The sequence below is a fragment of the Streptomyces flavochromogenes genome (assembly GCF_000717595.1).
Lineage (GTDB): Bacteria > Actinomycetota > Actinomycetes > Streptomycetales > Streptomycetaceae > Streptomyces > Streptomyces flavochromogenes.
The window spans coordinates 48,228-64,615 of the sequence record NZ_JNZO01000001.1 but is presented as its reverse complement, the minus strand read 5'-3'; the positions used below and the strand labels follow the sequence as shown (position 1 = coordinate 64,615).

The window sequence follows — 16,388 nt, the reverse complement described above, 5'->3', positions numbered from 1 at the left end:
GTCGGTCCGCAAGGGGTCAGGGCGTGTTTCTGTCCGTTACTGCGTCAACAGGCCCTCGTGCACGCGAAATCGTTCAGGATCGGCGGCGTTTCGCTGCGCGCGGCGGTGCGACCGAGTCGCGCACGACGATATGGGTCCCGAGGCGCAGGGTGCCGGTCGTCGGCGCCCGCCAGTCGTCCTCGTCGCCCCCGTCGACGGCGACGCGCACGGCCTGCCGCCCCAGTTCCTCCAGCGGCACGTGCACGGTCGTGAGACGCGGTCGCAGTTCCTGCGCCACGGGCACGTCGTCGTACCCGACGAGCGAGACGTCCTGCGGCACTCCGATCCCGGCCTCTTCGAGCGCCTGGGCGGCGCCTGCGGCGACGATGTCGTTCGCGGCGAAGACTGCCGTGAACCGCAGCCCCTCCCGCAGGAGTTCGTTCATCCGGCGGTAGCCGAAGGCCCGGCTGAACGCGCCCGGCTGCACCAGGTCCGGGTCGTGGGCGACCCCGCGGAGCTCCAGGGCGCGACGGTGCCCGGCGATGCGGTCCCGGGTGGTGGACAGGCCGGGAGGGCCGCCGAGGTAGAGGATCCTCTCGTGCCCCTGGGTGAGCAGATGGTCGGTGATCGCGAAGGCGCCGCCCTCGTTGTCGTACTCCACGCCGACCGTGGGCACGTCCTCACCGAGGGAGGGCCGGCCGCACAGGACCAGCTTGGAGCCTCCGGCGTCCAGGTCGTGGGCGCGGCGGGCGAGTTCCGCCCGGTAGGTGCGATCGGCGACGCTGCCGCCGACGAGGATCACGGCGTCGGCGCGCCGCTCGTGCATGAGCTCGATGAAGGCGAGTTCGCGCTGCGGGTCGCCCTGGGTCGTGCAGACCAGGCAGAGCCGGTCGCCCGCCGCCGCCTCGCGTTCCACGCCGCGCGCGATGTAGGCGTAGAAGGGGTCCACGACATCGCTGATGATGATGCCCACCGTGCGGCCCGAGACGCCGGCGAGGGCGCGCGCGTGCGCGTTGACCACATAGCCGAGGCCCCGCATGGCGGCCTCCACGCGCTCGCGTGTGGCGGCCGCGACGGGGTAGTTGCGGTTCATCACCCGGGACACGGTCGCCGTGGACACCCCCGCGAGGCGGGCCACGTCCACGACCGTCGCGCGGCGCTGTCCGGCCGCCGTCGATTCCTGCCGGGACATCCGGTCCTCCCCCTGGAGTGTCTGGTCGTCACTGCGCGGGCCGCTCTCCGGCCCCCGCCGGGAGGCGCGGGCCCGTGGCTCCCGGGTCCCGCTCCGCCCGGAGCCTCCGGGCGGACGGCTCCGCCCCGCGTCCGGCCCCCAGCCTAGGCCCTGTCCGGCGGCACGGAGAGAGGCCCGGCCGGCGGCGCTGTCCGGACGCCCGGAGTCCTGGTCGGCGGCGCTGTCCGGACGCCCGAAGTCCCGGCCGGCGGCGCTGTCCGGACGCCTCAGGGCCCGGCCGGCGGCGCGGTCGGGGCGCCTGGAGAGGCGGTCGGAGGCGTCGTCGTGCTGTCCGGTCACGCGATCCGCTCCAGGTCCGACAGAAGCACGGCGTGCTGGAGGGGTACACCGCGCGCGTAGCGGTCGAGCTCGTCGACGGCGAGCGCCCCGAGCCGCCCCGCCTCGTTGCCCTGGGCGCCTGCCAGATGCGGGGTGATGAACACGTTGGGCAGCTCCCAGAGCGGATGGTGGTGGGGCAGCGGCTCCGGGTCGGTCACGTCGAGTACGGCGTCGATCCGGCCGCTGACCAGGTGCGGGACGAGCGCCTCGGTGTCCACGAGCGGTCCGCGCGCGGTGTTCACGAGCAGGGCTCCGGGCCTCAGGAGCGCCAGGCGTCGCGCGTCGAGGAGGTGATGGGTGGCGGGGGTGGCCGGCGCGTGCAGGGTCACCACGTCGCTGGTGGCGACGAGGGTGTCCAGGTCGGTGCCGGTCGCCCCCAGCTCCCGTGCCTCGGCGGCGCTCACGTACGGGTCGTACAGGAGCACCTCGGCGTCGAGGGTGCGCAGCAGCTGGACGACGCGGCGTCCGATCCGGGAGGCGCCGACCACGCCGACGGTGATGCCGTGGGTGCCGAGCCAGTGCAGCCGCTCCAGGTCGGCCGTGGTCCGGTGCGACCTGCGGGTGCGGAAGAGCTCGGCGAGCGGGAAGGCCCGCTTGGTACCGAGGATGATCGCCGCGAGGGTGAACTCGGCGACCGGGACGGCGTTGGCGGCCGCCGCCGAGGAGACGGCGATGCCGCGTGCGTAGGCGGTGCTGCTCAGAAAGGTCTTCACGGTGCCCGCCGAGTGGATCACCGCGCCGAGCCGTGGGGCGCGGTCCAGCACGCCCGCGTCGACGGGCGGGCAGCCCCAACCGGTCAGGAGCACCTCGCAGTCGGCGAGCGCGGTCGCCGCCCCGGGGCTGTCGAACTCCTGCACGGGGACGGGAAGTCGCAGGTCGGCGGCCTCTTCGAGGCGCGCTCTGACGGCGGGTGGGAAGACGTCGTCGAGCAGGGCGGGGTCCATGGCGAGGAGTGTCCGCGGGCGGCGGGGGAGTGTGGGCGCCCGGCCGTTCACGCCGGTCCGCGCCGACGGTTCGTCAGAGGTTCGCACCATGCCTCCGGATAGTAAGCGTGTACTACGAATGACTGCGCACGCTAGGGACAGATGTCGTCGACCGTCAAGCAATCGCCCCTTGCCGGGCGGGATTTGGTCTTCGAGCAGCCGGAATGGGCAGGAACCAGGGCTGGTTGACCCGGTTCCGCACTCGCTGAATCGCGAACGGTTCCCCTTTCGCTCTTGACGTCTGGGTTAACCGCTTACTACGTTGCCGCCGCAGAACGTCACATCGACTTCCCTGCGTCACCAGCCGAACAGGACTCCTCCATGGCTGACACAGCACCCCCGCTGCCCCTGAAGGGCCGGCGGCAGGACGCCGGGGCGACGGCAACGCCCGTCGCCCTCCGCGCAAAAGCGACCCTCTGGCAGCGGATCAAGCGCGACAAGGTGATGCTGCTGCTCTGCCTGCCGGGTCTGCTCTACTTCCTCGTCTTCCACTACGTGCCGCTGCTCGGCTACATCACCGCGTTCCAGGACTACCAGCCGTACCTCGGGTACGCGGACAGCGCCTGGGTGGGACTGGGCAACTTCGCGACGGCCTTCGCCGAACCGGCCTTCTGGTCCGCGCTCCGCAACACCCTGACCATCGCCCTCGTCGAACTGGTCTTCTTCTTCCCGCTGCCGATCGCCCTCGCCCTGCTGCTCAACAGCGTCGTCAGCGACAAGCTCCGCCGCTTCGTGCAGAGCGTGGTCTATCTGCCGCACTTCATCGGCTGGGTCATCATCGTCTCGATCTTCCAGCAGGTCCTCGGCGGCGCCGGCGTCCTGCCCGAACTGCTCGACTCGGCCGGCCTGCCCCGCTACGACATGATGAGCGACCCGGACGCCTTCCCGTGGCTGCTCACCCTCCAGCTGGTCTGGAAGGACGCGGGCTGGGGCACGATCATCATCCTCGCCGCGCTGCTCACCATCGACCGCCAGCAGTACGAGGCGGCCGCCATCGACGGCGCCGGCCGGCTCCGGCGCCTGTGGCACGTCACCCTGCCGGGCATCGCCCCCGTCGTCATCCTGCTGCTCATCCTCAACCTCGGCCAGATCCTCTCGGTCGGCTTCGAGCAGATCCTGCTGCAGCGGGACGCCGTCGGCCCGGAAGCGGGCGAAGTCCTCGACACCTACGTCTACTTCCACGGAATCAAGGACGGCGACTGGGGAGTCTCGGCGGCCGTCGGCCTCGTCAAGGCGGTGGTCGGCACCGTGCTCGTCCTCGGCGCCAACAAGCTCGCCCATCACTTCGGCCATGAAGGGATCTACCGTGGCGCCGATCGCTGAGACCTCCCGCGTCACCGAGACCCCCCGCCCCACCGAGGCCCCTCACGTCACCGGGGGCGCCCCGCGAGCCACCACCAGGAAGACCCGTGCCGCCGCCTCCGGCCGGCCCCCCTGGATGGAGCGCCCCACCCGGATGGGCCTGGCCGCCAAGGGCCTCGCGCTCACCCTCGTGGTCGCCGCCGTCGCGTACCCCCTCCTGGGCGTGATCGGCACCAGCTTCGCCTCCCAGAGCGACATCATCAGGTCCGCGGGCCTCGTGCTCCGGCCCGACCACCCCACCCTGGACGCGTACCGCACGATCTTCACCGGCGGTGTCGTCACCCGCGCCCTGCTCGTCAGCATCGGCGTCACGCTCGTCGGCACCGGCTGCGCCCTGCTGCTCACCATCGGCATGGCGTACGGACTCTCCCGGCGCGACGTCGTCGGCTCACGGGTCATCCTGATGACCGCGCTCTTCACGATGCTCTTCAACCCGGGCGTCATCCCGAACTTCCTGCTCGTCAACGAACTCGGCCTCTACGACACCTTCGCCGCCCTCGTCATGCCGACCATGGTCAGCGCCTTCAACCTGGTCGTCCTGCGCTCCTTCTTCATGAACCTCCCCGAGGAGCTGTACGACGCGGCGAGGGTGGACGGCGCCGGCGATCTGAGGATCCTCCTCCAGGTCGTGCTGCCGCTGTCGAAGGCCGTCATCGCCGTCGTCAGCCTCTTCTACGCGGTGACGTACTGGAACGCCTTCTTCAACGCCATGCTCTACCTCGGCGACAGCGAGAAGTGGCCCCTGCCGATGGTGCTCCGCACCTTCGTGCTCCAGGGCCAGAGCCTCGACAGCGCCGTCGCCGGCGAGGCCGTCGCCCCCCAGCAGTCGGTCCAGATGGCCGTGCTCGTCGTGGCCGTCCTCCCCATCCTCTGCGTCTACCCCTTCCTCCAGCGCTACTTCACCAAGGGCGTGCTCACCGGCGCCATCAAGGGCTGACCCACCGCGACGCCCCTCGGCGCGGCCTTCCCACCTCGCCCGCCGCCCCTCGCTCCCCCGCCCTTCCTCCCAGGAGTCCCCATGTCCAGGTCCTCCAGGTCCACCCCCTCCACCCCACTCGACCGCAGAACACTCCTCCGCCTCGGGGCCGGCGTCGGCCTGGGCGTCGCCGCCGCACCCCTGATCACCGCATGCGGCGGCAGTGGCGCCGCGGCCGAGAAGGCATCGGTCAAGAGCGGCTCCCTCCTGCCGAACACCGTCCTGCGCGACCTCGGCATCACGCCCGACCACCCCGGCACGGCCCAGGGCGTCCCCCAGGGATTCACCCGCTACCCGGCGAAGCCCGTCCGCTCCGTCCCCGGCACTCCGCTCAAGGGGGCCGAGACCATCACCGTCTCCCTGGAGACGTTCAAGCCGCCGGCTCCCGGGCGCGAGCGGAACGCGGCCTGGCAGGAGATAGAGAAGCGGCTCGGCACCCAGGTCGACATCCAGGCCGTCGCCGCCGACGACTGGCCCACCAAGTTCTCCACCATGGTCGCGAGCGACACCCTCACCGACCTCTTCATGTACCCGGAGACGGGCGGCGTCGACCACAAGGCCGCGTTTCTCGCCGCCAAGTGCGCCGACCTCACCCCGTACCTCTCCGGCGACCGGATCAAGGACTACCCGAACCTGGCGGCCATCCCGAAGGGTGCCTGGCAGGGCTCCATCTACGGCGGCAAGCTGTACGGCATCCCGATCGCGCGCGCCGGCACCGGCGGTGCCGGGTACTACCGCCACGACCTGTTCGCCGCGGCCGGGGTCACCAGCCTCGACCAGATCACCGACATGGACCGCTTCTTCGAGCTGTGCAAGGAGCTGACCCGCCCCAAGGAGAAGCAGTACGCCCTCTCCGCCGGCGTCACCACCCTGATCGCCATGTCGTACGGAGCCCCCTACTACTGGCGCATGGACGCCACGACCGGGAAGTTCACCCTCGACCTGGAGACGGAGGAGTACCGGGCGGCGATCGAGATGGCGGCCAGGCTGTACAAGGCCGGCTGCTACTACCCGGGCACCGTGCAGATGTCGGGCGCCCAGAAGGCCCAGTACACCGACCTGTTCAAGAACGGCCGCGCCGCCTACGTCTTCGACGGCTGGCCCGCCTACCTCACGCCCAGCACCGGATACCTCGACGCGATGGCCGCCATCGACCCCACGTACGACGTCCGCCCGATGACGCCCATCGGCAAGGACGCCGTCACCTGGAACAACAACGCACGGCTCAGCGAGTCCTTCGTCAGGAAGGCCGAGGCGAACCGCGTCAAGGAGATCCTCCAGCTCGCCAACTGGGTCGCCGCACCCTTCGGCACCGAGGAGTACACCCTCCTCGCCTACGGGGTCGAGGGCACCGACCACCGACGCGACGGCAAGGGCGCCCCCATCCTCACCGAGCAGGGCAGCCAGGACGTCGCCGTCCCCTGGCAGCTGATGGCCTCCGCCACGCCCGCCCTCTACTCCGCGACCCATGCGCGGGGCGTCGAGCATCTGCACGGCGCCTACGCACGGGTCATCCCCAGGATGACCCCCGACCCCACGGCCAGCTACTCCTCACCGACCTGGGACTCCAAGTCCTCCGGCACCCTCAACACCCTCAAGGGCGACTGGATCAAGGACATCGTCACCGGCCGCAAGCCCATGAGCAGCTACGACGGCCTCGTCAAGGAATACCTCGCCAAGGGCGGCGGGCAGGCACGCCGCGAGTTCGAGGAAGCAGCCCAGAAGGGAGCGAAGCAGTGATCCGCACCGGCATCCTGCGCGCAGCCGTGGCCACCGTGGCCGCGACCGCCGCGCTCGCGACCGCCGTCCCCGCCCAGGCCCTCTCCCCGCACGCCCGCCCCTTCGACCCGAAGCCCGGCGCGCCCGGGGCCGGGGACCCGCTGTTCCCGACACTCGGCAACGGCGGCTACGACGTACGGCACTACGACCTCTCCTTCGACTTCACCCCGGTCACGTACGACTTCACGGGCACCATGAAGATCAGCGCGAGGGCCACCCAGGACCTGTCCTCGTTCAACCTCGACATCGACTCGCTCGCCATCGACGCCGTCACGGTCGACGGCAAGGACGCGGCCTGGTCCGTCGCGCCCGGCAGCAGCGGCCAGGAGCTCACCGTCACCCCCGACGGAGGCCTGCGCGACCACCGCCCCTTCGACGTCACCGTCACGTACCACGGGAACGGCAGGACCAAGCCGGCCGGCGCCCCCGGCTGGCGCCACATCAGCGACGGCGGCTTCGTCTCCGCCGCCCAGGCCTCCCGCGCCGACACGTTCGCCCCCGTCAACGACACCACTATGGACAAGGCCACCTGGACCTTCCACCTCACCGCCCCCGACGGCTACACGGCCGGTGCCAACGGCACCGCCACCGGCACCCGCCCGGCCGCCCCCGGAAGGACCACCCGGGACTTCCGGCTCGACGCCCCCATGGCCCCCGAACTCCTCGGCATCTCCGTCGCCCGGCAGACCGTCCTCACCGGCCGGGGCCCGCACGGCATCACGCTGCGCCACCTGGTCCCCGAGGACCAGGCCGACACCTACCGGCCGATCGTCGAACGCACCGCCGGGCAGATCGCCTGGCTGGAGAACACCCTCGGCGTCCGCTACCCCTTCGACACCTACGGGATGCAGATCGTCCGCGACGGCTACGGCGACGCCCTCGAGAACCAGACCCTGTCCCTCTTCGGCCCGAACTGGTTCAAGAACGCCGCCACCTCCACGACGTACACCAACGTCATGATCCACGAACTGACCCACCAGTGGTTCGGGGACTCGGTCACCCCCACCACCTGGCAGAGCGCCTGGCTCAACGAGGGCCCCGCCGTCTACTACGCGGCCCTCTGGGCCGACCGGCAGGGAACCGCCTCCCTGCAGGACAAGATGAAGGCCGCGTACAGCAGGCTCGACGCGGTCCGGAAGACCGACGGCCCGCCCGGACTCCCCACCGCGCTCGGCGGGTTCAACATCTACGACGGTGCCGCCGTCGTCCTGTACGCCCTCCACCAGCGGGTCGGCCAGAAGGAGTTCGACGCGGTCATCGCGTCCTGGCTGAGGAAGCACCGCGGCGGCAACGCCGACTCGCAGGACTTCGTCGACAACGCCGTCCGCGTCACCCACGACGCGTCCCTGCGCCCCTTCCTGGAGGACTGGCTCTTCAGCACGGAGAACCCGCCCATGCCCGGACACCCGGACTGGGTGTGAGCCCGATGCGACGCATCCGCGCCCTGACCGCGCTCACCGCCCTCGCCGCCGGACTCCTCACGACCGCGCCCGCGCCCGCCGCGGCGCAGCCCGCGCCCAAGGTCCTGCACGCCGCCCCTGACGGCTCGGGAACGGCGTGCAGCACCGGCCGCCCCTGCTCCCTCACCGGCGCGCGTGACGCGGCGCGCGACGTCACCGGTCGTGACGTGCGCGTCGAACTCGCCGACGGAACCTACGCGTTGACCGAGCCGCTGGCCCTGGGGGAAAAGGACTCCGGCCGCGACGGCCACACCGTCACCTGGACCGCCGCAGCCGGCGCCGGCCCCGTCCTCTCGGGCGGCCGCACCCTGACCGGCTGGGCCGCCCACGCCGACGGCACCTGGACCGCGCGCGTCCCCGACGGCGTCACTCCGCGCCAGCTCTTCGTCGACGGCGTCCGGGCCGTCCGGGCGCGTGGCGGCCCCTGCCCGGCCGCCGTCTGCGACGCGACGAGGACGGGCATGACGGGCGCCGTCGCCACCGGCATCGCGGGCTGGGCCCGTCCCGCGGACGCCGAGGCGGTCATCCGCGTCCGCTGGCGCACGTACCACTGCCGCATCACCGGGGTCGACGGCGACCTGCTCACGTTCACCCAGCCGTGCTGGTCGAACTCCGCCTCCGGTACGGACCGCACAGGGCCCGCCTGGGACACGACGACCGTCGACTCCACCCGCTACACGAAGGTCGCCTACTTCGAGAACGCGGCCGAACTCCTCGACGAGCCAGGTGAGTTCGTCTGGAACTCGGAGCTGCGCACCATCACCTACCTCCCGCGCCACGGCGAGGACATGCGACGCGCGCGGGCCGTCACCCCTGCCACCGAGCGGCTCCTCGTCCTCGACGGCGCCCACGACGTGCGCGTCGAGCGCCTCGCCCTGCGGTACGCGGCCTGGGACCAGCCGAACACCGACGAGGGGTACGCCGGGACCCAGGCCGGGCTCACCCTCACCGGAGCCACCGGACCCGTCGACCACGCGGGCCGTCACTACACCAAGCCGGTGGCGGCCCTGACCGTGCGAGGCGGCCGTGGCGTCGTCGTCGACCGCGTCGACTTCAGCCGCCTCGGCGGCGCGGGCCTCGTCCTCGAGGACGGCACCAAGGACACCACCGTCACCCGCTCCCGCTTCACCGACCTGTCCTCCGGCGCCGCGTACATCGGCGACACGGAACCCCTGCCGGACCCCGAGCGGGCGGGGGAGCGGAACACCTTCTCGTACAACACGATCCGGCGCACAGGCGTCGAGTACACCGACTCCGTCGGCATCTGGGCGGGGTACGAAGCCGGTCTCACCGTCGACCACAACACCCTGGCGGACCTTCCGTACTCCGGCATCTCGGTCGGCTGGGGCTGGAACCAGCCTGAGGCCCGCACCTCCGTGCTGCGCGACAACCGGATCACCGCCAACCGCCTCACCGACGTGATGCGGGTGGCGGACGACCAGCACGACGGCGGCGCCGTCTACACCCAGGGAGCCCAGCCCGGCACGATCGTCTCCGGCAACTACATCAACCGCAGCGCCTACGGCAACACCGAGCGCGACGGCAACGGCGTCTACCTCGACGAACAGTCCAGCCACATCCGGGTGGAGGGGAATGTGATCACCCGCGTCGGCTACAAGTGGGTCTCCAACTGGGCCGACTACGGCATCGACAACCACGCCACCGGCAACTGGACCGACACCGCGGCCCCCGCGCTCACCGGCACCGGTTCGACGTCGACCGGCAACCACACCTCGCTCGACCGGCTTCCCGCCGAGGCGCTCGCGGTGGCCCGCGCGGCCGGCGCGAACGGCCGGGGCCACGTCGAACAGCTCCGGCCCGACCTCGCGCGCACGGCCACGGTGACCCAGTCCTCGACCGACGGCGCGGCCACCGCCGGGTACGCCGTCGACGGCGACACCACCACGGACACCCGCACCCTCCCCGAGCCGGGCGCCTGGTGGCAGGCCGACCTCGGCGCCGTACGCCCTGTCGGCCAGGTCGAACTGTGGAACAACACCTCCATGACGACCGTCGACGTCGACGTCCAGCTCGCCGCCTCGCCCGATTTCAGCGACGCGACGACGATCCCCCTCGCCGGGAAGGCGCTGCGGCCCACCCTGGTGAACACCGACACGGAAGCCCGTTATGTGAGGATCGTGCACCGTGGCACGGGCCGCGTGGCGCTCGCCCACGTCCTCATCCATCCGTGACGCCTCACCCGTGTCCCCCGGGAAGGAACGACCGACCATGACCGACCTCCGCCTCGGTGTCCTCGGCTACGGACTGCGCGGCTCACTCGCCCGTACGGCCCACCGGCCCGGCGCCGGCTCACGGGTCACCGCCCTCGCGGACCACGACGCCCGGGCCCGGGCGGAGGCGGCCACGGCCTTCCCGGGCGCCCGGCTCCACAGCGACCACCGAGAGATCGTCGAGGACCCCGGCATCGACGCCGTCCTCGTCCTCACTCCCGACCACACCCACGCCGACCTGGCCCGTGAGGTCCTGAAGGCGGGCAAGCCCGTCTTCGTCGAGAAGCCACTCGCCACCGACATCGAGAGCTGCGACGCGATCCTGCACACCGCGTACCAGACCGGCACCCGCCTCTACATCGGGCACAACATGCGCCACATGCCGGTGGTCCGGCTGATGCGGGACATCGTCGAACGCGGCGAGATCGGCGCCGTGAAGACGATCTGGGTCCGCCACTTCGTCGGCTACGGCGGCGACTGGTACTTCAAGGACTGGCACGCCGAACAGCGCTACACGAACGGGCTGTTGCTCCAGAAGGCGGCCCATGACATCGACGTCCTGCACTGGCTCGCCGGCGGGTACGCCGAGCAGGTGCAGGCCCTGGGCGACCTGATGGTCTACGGCTCCAACCCGCACCGCCGCGCCCCCGGCGAACCCAAGCCCGACGACTGGTACACCAAGGACGGCCACTGGCCGCCGCACACCCAGCGCGGGCTCAATCCGGTGATCGACGTCGAGGACGTCTCCCTGGTCAACATGCGTCTGGACAACGGCGTCCTCGCCGCCTACCAGCAATGCCACTTCACCCCCGACTACTGGCGCAACTACACCGTCATCGGCGACGCCGGCCGACTGGAGAACTTCGGCGACGGCCCCGGCGGAACGGTCCGGGTGTGGAACTCCCGCCGCTCGGGCTACCGCGCGGAACCGGACGCCGAGTACCCCGTACCCGCGGCGGAGGACAACGCGGGACACGGCGGCGCGGACCCCCTGCTCGTCGACGAGTTCGTCCGCTTCGCCCGCGAGGGCGGCCGCACGGACACGTCGCCGGTGGCGGCGCGCATGTCCGTGGCGGCGGGCGTGCGTGCGACGGAATCGCTGCGCACCGGCGGTACGCCCCGAGCGGTGCCGCCTCTCGATCCGGAGCTCGTCGCGTACTTCGCCCGCGGCCAGATCCGATGAGGCCGGCCCGGCTCAGCCGTCCTTCGTCAGAGGGCCCGCAGGCGGACGTGGCGGCGGCGCGTGCCTCCGTGTCGTCTGCGGTGTCGAGTCCCGCGTACGCGCGGATGGGCTCGGTCGCCGGGCGACCGGTGAACCCCGCCACCGCGGTTATCGCCGACCTCTCCGCTGTCTACTTCGCCCTCCGGGGACACAAGGTCGGCTGCTCGGTCAAAAAGGGCTTCGTGCCGGCAAGCGGATGGTGGGAACGCATCTGACACGCGGCGGACGGGAAAAGGGGCGCACCATTCGGCGCCCCGTTCGCCCGGCGCGAGGCGATCGTTCCGTACGCCCGTTCAGCCGGATCGCCCCGACCTCTCCGGTGCGCACCGGAGGGCTGGATTTTTCTCGAACACGATTCGAGATCGTATCAGGTGTCCTGCCCCGCGGTGCTCGGTACGGGACGGCCGAAGGCCAGGTCGAAGAGCCGTCGCCAGTCCACGCGCGGGGTGGGGTCGACGACGCCGGGACGGTCGCGGGGAACCAGGACCCGCAGGGCGCCCGGCCGCAGCGTGCAGACGACCGGCGTGGTCATGCGCAGGGCCTCACCGTCGACCGCGACGGGGATCTCGTCCGTACGGGAGCCGCCCGTGCCCGAGGCGGCTGTACCCGAGACGTCCGCTCCGGAGCCGCTCGTACCCGAGTCGTCCGTACCCGAGTCGCTCGTACCGGCGTCGTCCGTCACGGAAGAGATCACGGAAGAGGTCACCTCGACCCGGCGGGCGGTCGTGACGGTCAGCCCGGTGGACTGCGAACCGCGAACCGCGAGGTCCGCGGCCTCCGCAGCGCTCTCCACCCGGATCCCCAGCACGCCCAGCTCGCCGTCGTCGAGGCTGGGCCGGCGGCCGCCGCCGCTCAGGACATCGGGCGAGGTGTACGCGTTGTTGCTGACCAGGAGCGCCTGCTGGGACGTGAGTGTCGTGTCGTCGATCCGCGCGTCGAGCCTGCGCACCCCTTCGCCGACCAGGAGGTCCGGCATGAGGGTCAGGGCCGTGCCCGCCTTGTCGTCGCGGTATTCGGGGCGCTGCACGACATCGGCGTAGACGCCGAAGGAGACCGTGTTGACGAAGGGCCGCCCGCCGACGTCGCCGAGGTCGATCCGCAGCTCCTCGCCGTCCGTGAGAGCGTCGAGGCACCGGGTTGGGTCGGAACGGTCGAGGCCGAGGTCCATGGCGAAGTGGTTGCGGGTGCCGGCCGAGATGACGAGGAACGGCAGATCGTGTGCGGCGGCGACCGCCGCGACCAGGGCCTGGGTGCCGTCGCCGCCGGCGACGCCGAGCAGGTCCGCGCCTTCGGCCACCGCCTCGCGGGCCAGTGCGGCCACGTCGGCCGGCGCGTCGGGATCGAGCACGGTCACCCGGGCGCCCAGCGCCTCGGCCCGGTCGACCAGCCCGAAGCGGCCGACCTTCCCGCCCCCCGACTTCGGATTCATGATGAGGAACGCCCGCCGGGGCCGGGGAGCCTGGAACGAGCGGGTCTTCCGCCGGGGGCGGGCCCTGCGCAGCGCGGCCCGCGCGCAGGCCAGCGCGAGGGCCCAGCACAGCACGAGCACCAGGGCCGTGAGCCACAGCCCGTCGTGGGCGAAGAGCACCAGGACGCCGACCGGCGCGGCGACGGCGACAAGCGCCCCGATCAGGCGCACCGCGCCGCGGTGCGCCAGGAACCACCACATGCCCGCGGCGCAGACGACCAGCCCCAGCAGGCCGGCCAGCACGACCACGAGGCCGCCGTCGCCGATGGTGAGTACCAGCACGACCAGGGAGCCGACCGCCGCGAGCACGGCGATCCGGGCCAGGAGCCGCGCCGCGGTACCCGCACCGGATCCCCTCGTCCGCGTCCCGCCCCTGCCGTCCTGGCTCATCCCGTGTCCCACCTCTCGGCCCGGTCCGTGCCTCCAGCGTTCACGCTCCGGGACGGACGGGCATCCCTGCCGGGCCGTGCGGGTGAGACGTGCCGCCGGTCAGGACTCCTCGGGGCGCGGGACGCGCCGCCGTTCGGCGACGAGGTATCCGATGCCCGGCAGGGTCAGCAGGGCGCTGACCCACAGGGGCAGCAGGAACAGCGTCTCCTCGCCGAAGAGCCTCTCCGTCACGAACAGCACCGGCAGCCCGACGACCAGCGCCACGATCCACCCCTTGCCGAAGCCGATGGTGCCCCGGCGCAGCTCGAGGACCACGGTGACGACCCCGATGCTCAGCCAGAAGGCCAGCCGCCCGGCGTCGATGTCCACGACCGTCGTCCGGTGGAGGAGGTGCGAGACCAGCAGCAGCCCGCCCACGACGAACGGAACCATCGCCGCCATCCTCAGCGCGCGCCGGTGCAGCGGCATCCGCGCCCTGGCCCAGGACGCGGCGAACGCCCTGACGTCCGGGCCCACGACGTCCTGCGGAGTGCGGCCGGCGGCCGCGGCGTCCTCCAGATGGGCCGTGAGCTCGGCGAGCATCTCGCGTACGGACGCGTCGTCGATGCCCCGATACTCCCAGTTGCTGCGGCAGACCGCGCGTACGTGCTCGATGGTCATGGTGTCGTTCCCCCGTGGATCGTTCGAGTGAGAATCCGGTCGGCCTGGGCGGTGAACCCCTGCCACACGGCCCGGCCGCGCTCCAGCTCGGCCCGGCCGGCCTCGGACAGCCGGTAGTACTTGCGCGGTGCCCCGCCACTGGACGACGGGGCGCGGAACGGCTCGACGAGCCCGGCGCGCTCCATCCTGGCCAGCAGCGGGTAGATGCTGCCCTCGCCGACGAGTTCGAGTCCGCTCTCCGTGAGCGCCTCGATGAACTCGTAGCCGTACCTCGGACGTTCGGCGATCAGTGCGAGCAGGCACAGGTCGAGCACGCCGCGCAGAAGCTGACTGCGCCGCTGGTCACCGGCTGTCGGCAGCTCCTTTGTCATGCGGTGCATGATAGTCGGCCACTATCTTGCGCCACAAGATAGTGACGGGACGCGCCGCCCTGATCGGCCAGGAGGGGGAGGCAGGTGCATGATGTGCACCAACAGCGGACGAGTTTCTGTCTGGAGGCCGAAAGAGTGAACGATGGCAACGGGAGGCGGCGCGTCGTCCGCCGTGCCTCGGCCGGAAAGGGCGCCTCGGTCCTCCGCTCGGCCGGTGCCCGCAGACGGCTCGGCCGGAGCGACGGCGACGTCCCCCTCGACCGCGTCACCACGCGCGAACGGCTCGCCTGGCTGAATTCCGCGGGATCCAGGATCGGCACCACCCTCGACCTGGAGCGCACCGCTCAGGAACTGGCCGAGTTCACCGTGCCCACCCTGGCCGACGGGGCCGCCGTCGACATCCTGGAGAGCGTCCTGCGGGGCGAGGAGGGCTCACGCTGGACGGGGACGGGCATCCCGCTCCTGCGGGCCACGGCGATCTCCGCCGTCGAGTCGCTCTCGTCCCTGGAACCCACCCCGGTGGGCGAAACCTTCGTCCGGACCGAGGAGGCCCACGAGACGCTCCTCCACCGATACTGCCTGCGCCAAGGCAGGCCGGTGCTCGTGAGCCGCATGCGGGACACCGACTTCGACAGGGTCGCGCCGACGGCGAGCGCTGCGGCGAAGATGCGCGCCGCGGGAGTCCACAGCTATCTGGCGGTGCCGCTCATCGCCCGCGGTCTGCTGCTCGGCAGCGCCGACTTCGTCCGCGGTCCCGGAACGCCCCCGTTCTCCGACACGGACCTCGCGCTGGCCGAGCAGCTGGCCTCCCAGGCCGCCGTCTACATCGACAACGCCCGGCTGTACGGACGCGAGCGCGAGCACGTCGTCTCCCTGCAGCGCAGCCTGCTGCCCCGAGCGACCCCGGTGACGCCGGGGCTGCGCGTCCACGCCGAGTACACTCCCTCGACGGCCCACCACGGTGTGGGAGGCGACTGGTACGACGTGATGGCCCTGCCCGGCGGACGGACGGCCCTGATGGTGGGCGACGTCATGGGCCACGGACTGCCCGCCGCCGCCACCATGGGCCGCCTGCGGGCGGTCGCCCGCACCCTGATGACCCTCGACATGGCGCCGGAGCGGGTCCTCGCCCGGCTCGACCTCGCCACCCGTGACCTGGAGGACGAGCAGGTCGCCACCTTCCTCTGCGCGGTCCACGACCCGGCCGACTCCACCTACACCCTGGCCAGCGCCGGTCACCTGCCCCCGCTGCTCGTCGACGGCGACGGCTCCGCCGCGTTCGTGGACGTACCGATCGGCGCGCCGCTGGGCGCGGGAGTGATCCCGTACGACCCGATCCGTCTGGAGGTCCCGGCGGGCGGCCATCTGGTCATGTACACGGACGGCCTCGTCAAGTCCCGGCACGCGGATCTCGACGACCAGCTGGAGCGGCTGCGGTCGGCGGCCCGCGGCCTCACGCCCGAGGCGCTCGAACGCGGCGGACTCACCGACTGCGCCCCCACCGACGCCAGCCGCTTCGACGAGGCCGTGCTCCTCGTCGCGACGACCGTGCCGGGCACTCCGGAAGAGCTGTGCGAGTGGCAGCTGCCGCAGGAGGGACGGGCCGCGTCCGTGGCCCGGAGCCTGGTCACCGACCAGCTCGCCGCGTGGGATCTGGAGGAGCTCGCCGACGTCTTCGAGCTCGTCGTCTCGGAGCTCGTGGGCAACGCCCTGCGCTATGGGAACGGCCCCGGCCGGCTCCGGCTGCTGCGTGGCGAGCGCCTCGTCGTGGAGGTCTCGGACACGGGCCCCGACCTGCCCCAGATCCAGCACGCGGACCTCAGCGACGAGGGCGGCCGGGGCCTCCAGCTCATCAACATGCTGTGCCGCCGATGGGGTTCGTGCCGCACCGTCTCCGGAAAGGTGGTGTGGGCGGAGCAGAACCTGCCCACGTGAGA

General features: G+C 71.9%; 12 protein-coding genes. 7 read left to right on the top strand and 5 right to left on the bottom strand.

Features of this window, described 5'->3' with window-relative positions; genetic code table 11:
- Positions 1–73: 73 nt before the first annotated feature.
- Together IF00_RS0100195 and IF00_RS0100190 are read right to left on the bottom strand one after the other, a co-directional pair.
- The gene (locus tag IF00_RS0100195; RefSeq protein ID WP_030312923.1) at positions 74–1,171 is read right to left on the bottom strand and encodes a LacI family DNA-binding transcriptional regulator; all 1,098 of its coding nucleotides are present in this window, start codon (positions 1,169–1,171) and stop codon (positions 74–76) included.
- A 335-nt stretch (positions 1,172–1,506) separates the two neighbouring features.
- Positions 1,507–2,493 (bottom strand): hydroxyacid dehydrogenase, encoded by a 987-nt coding sequence (locus IF00_RS0100190; RefSeq protein WP_030312922.1) that lies wholly within the window; start codon positions 2,491–2,493, stop codon positions 1,507–1,509.
- A 360-nt stretch (positions 2,494–2,853) separates the two neighbouring features.
- Here IF00_RS0100190 and IF00_RS0100185 point away from each other — a divergent pair, with 360 nt between their 5' ends.
- The 6 genes from IF00_RS0100185 (at position 2,854) to IF00_RS0100160 (ending at position 11,523) form a co-directional block, all read left to right on the top strand.
- Positions 2,854–3,855 (top strand): ABC transporter permease, encoded by a 1,002-nt coding sequence (locus tag IF00_RS0100185; RefSeq protein WP_030312921.1) that lies wholly within the window; start codon positions 2,854–2,856, stop codon positions 3,853–3,855.
- Between the two features lie 115 nt (positions 3,856–3,970).
- Positions 3,971–4,831, top strand: coding sequence for a carbohydrate ABC transporter permease (locus IF00_RS0100180; RefSeq protein ID WP_030312920.1), 861 nt, complete (start codon positions 3,971–3,973; stop codon positions 4,829–4,831).
- An 81-nt stretch (positions 4,832–4,912) separates the two neighbouring features.
- Positions 4,913–6,610, top strand: coding sequence for an extracellular solute-binding protein (locus IF00_RS0100175; RefSeq protein ID WP_030312919.1), 1,698 nt, complete (start codon positions 4,913–4,915; stop codon positions 6,608–6,610).
- Positions 6,607–8,070, top strand: coding sequence for a M1 family metallopeptidase (locus IF00_RS0100170; protein WP_245234385.1), 1,464 nt, complete (start codon positions 6,607–6,609; stop codon positions 8,068–8,070). Before IF00_RS0100175 ends, IF00_RS0100170 begins: the two co-directional genes overlap by 4 nt.
- Before the next feature lie 5 nt (positions 8,071–8,075).
- Positions 8,076–10,301 (top strand): right-handed parallel beta-helix repeat-containing protein, encoded by a 2,226-nt coding sequence (locus tag IF00_RS0100165; protein ID WP_030312917.1) that lies wholly within the window; start codon positions 8,076–8,078, stop codon positions 10,299–10,301.
- 37 nt (positions 10,302–10,338) lie between these two features.
- Entirely contained in the window at positions 10,339–11,523 is a 1,185-nt protein-coding gene (locus IF00_RS0100160) for a Gfo/Idh/MocA family protein (protein ID WP_030312915.1), read from the top strand.
- A 406-nt stretch (positions 11,524–11,929) separates the two neighbouring features.
- Here the strand turns inward: IF00_RS0100160 and IF00_RS40775 are convergent, their stop codons facing one another.
- The 3 genes from IF00_RS40775 to IF00_RS0100140 form a co-directional block, all read right to left on the bottom strand.
- Positions 11,930–13,420, bottom strand: coding sequence for a diacylglycerol/lipid kinase family protein (locus IF00_RS40775; protein ID WP_037637298.1), 1,491 nt, complete (start codon positions 13,418–13,420; stop codon positions 11,930–11,932).
- A gap of 99 nt (positions 13,421–13,519) precedes the next feature.
- Entirely contained in the window at positions 13,520–14,080 is a 561-nt protein-coding gene (locus IF00_RS0100145; RefSeq protein ID WP_030312913.1) for a hypothetical protein, read from the bottom strand.
- Positions 14,077–14,451: a PadR family transcriptional regulator gene (locus IF00_RS0100140; RefSeq protein ID WP_051819573.1), complete on the bottom strand. Its 375-nt coding sequence runs from the start codon at positions 14,449–14,451 to the stop codon at positions 14,077–14,079. The genes IF00_RS0100145 and IF00_RS0100140 overlap by 4 nt, the downstream gene beginning before the upstream one ends.
- A 135-nt stretch (positions 14,452–14,586) precedes the next feature.
- Between IF00_RS0100140 and IF00_RS0100135 the strand changes: the two genes are divergently transcribed.
- The gene (locus tag IF00_RS0100135) at positions 14,587–16,386 is read left to right on the top strand and encodes an ATP-binding SpoIIE family protein phosphatase (protein WP_030312910.1); all 1,800 of its coding nucleotides are present in this window, start codon (positions 14,587–14,589) and stop codon (positions 16,384–16,386) included.
- Positions 16,387–16,388 lie beyond the last annotated feature (2 nt).

What these genes read in the sequence shown, in the direction of transcription:
- IF00_RS0100195 (WP_030312923.1), bottom strand. Translation starts at nt 1,171, where the DNA reads ATGTCCCGGCAGGAATCGACGGCGGCCGGACAGCGCCGCGCGACGGTC.
- IF00_RS0100175 (WP_030312919.1), top strand. Translation starts at nt 4,913, where the DNA reads ATGTCCAGGTCCTCCAGGTCCACCCCCTCCACCCCACTCGACCGCAGA.
- IF00_RS0100190 (WP_030312922.1), bottom strand. Translation starts at nt 2,493, where the DNA reads ATGGACCCCGCCCTGCTCGACGACGTCTTCCCACCCGCCGTCAGAGCG.
- IF00_RS0100140 (WP_051819573.1), bottom strand. Translation starts at nt 14,451, where the DNA reads ATGACAAAGGAGCTGCCGACAGCCGGTGACCAGCGGCGCAGTCAGCTT.
- IF00_RS0100165 (WP_030312917.1), top strand. Translation starts at nt 8,076, where the DNA reads ATGCGACGCATCCGCGCCCTGACCGCGCTCACCGCCCTCGCCGCCGGA.
- IF00_RS40775 (WP_037637298.1), bottom strand. Translation starts at nt 13,420, where the DNA reads ATGAGCCAGGACGGCAGGGGCGGGACGCGGACGAGGGGATCCGGTGCG.
- IF00_RS0100180 (WP_030312920.1), top strand. Translation starts at nt 3,971, where the DNA reads ATGGAGCGCCCCACCCGGATGGGCCTGGCCGCCAAGGGCCTCGCGCTC.
- IF00_RS0100185 (WP_030312921.1), top strand. Translation starts at nt 2,854, where the DNA reads ATGGCTGACACAGCACCCCCGCTGCCCCTGAAGGGCCGGCGGCAGGAC.
- IF00_RS0100145 (WP_030312913.1), bottom strand. Translation starts at nt 14,080, where the DNA reads ATGACCATCGAGCACGTACGCGCGGTCTGCCGCAGCAACTGGGAGTAT.
- IF00_RS0100160 (WP_030312915.1), top strand. Translation starts at nt 10,339, where the DNA reads ATGACCGACCTCCGCCTCGGTGTCCTCGGCTACGGACTGCGCGGCTCA.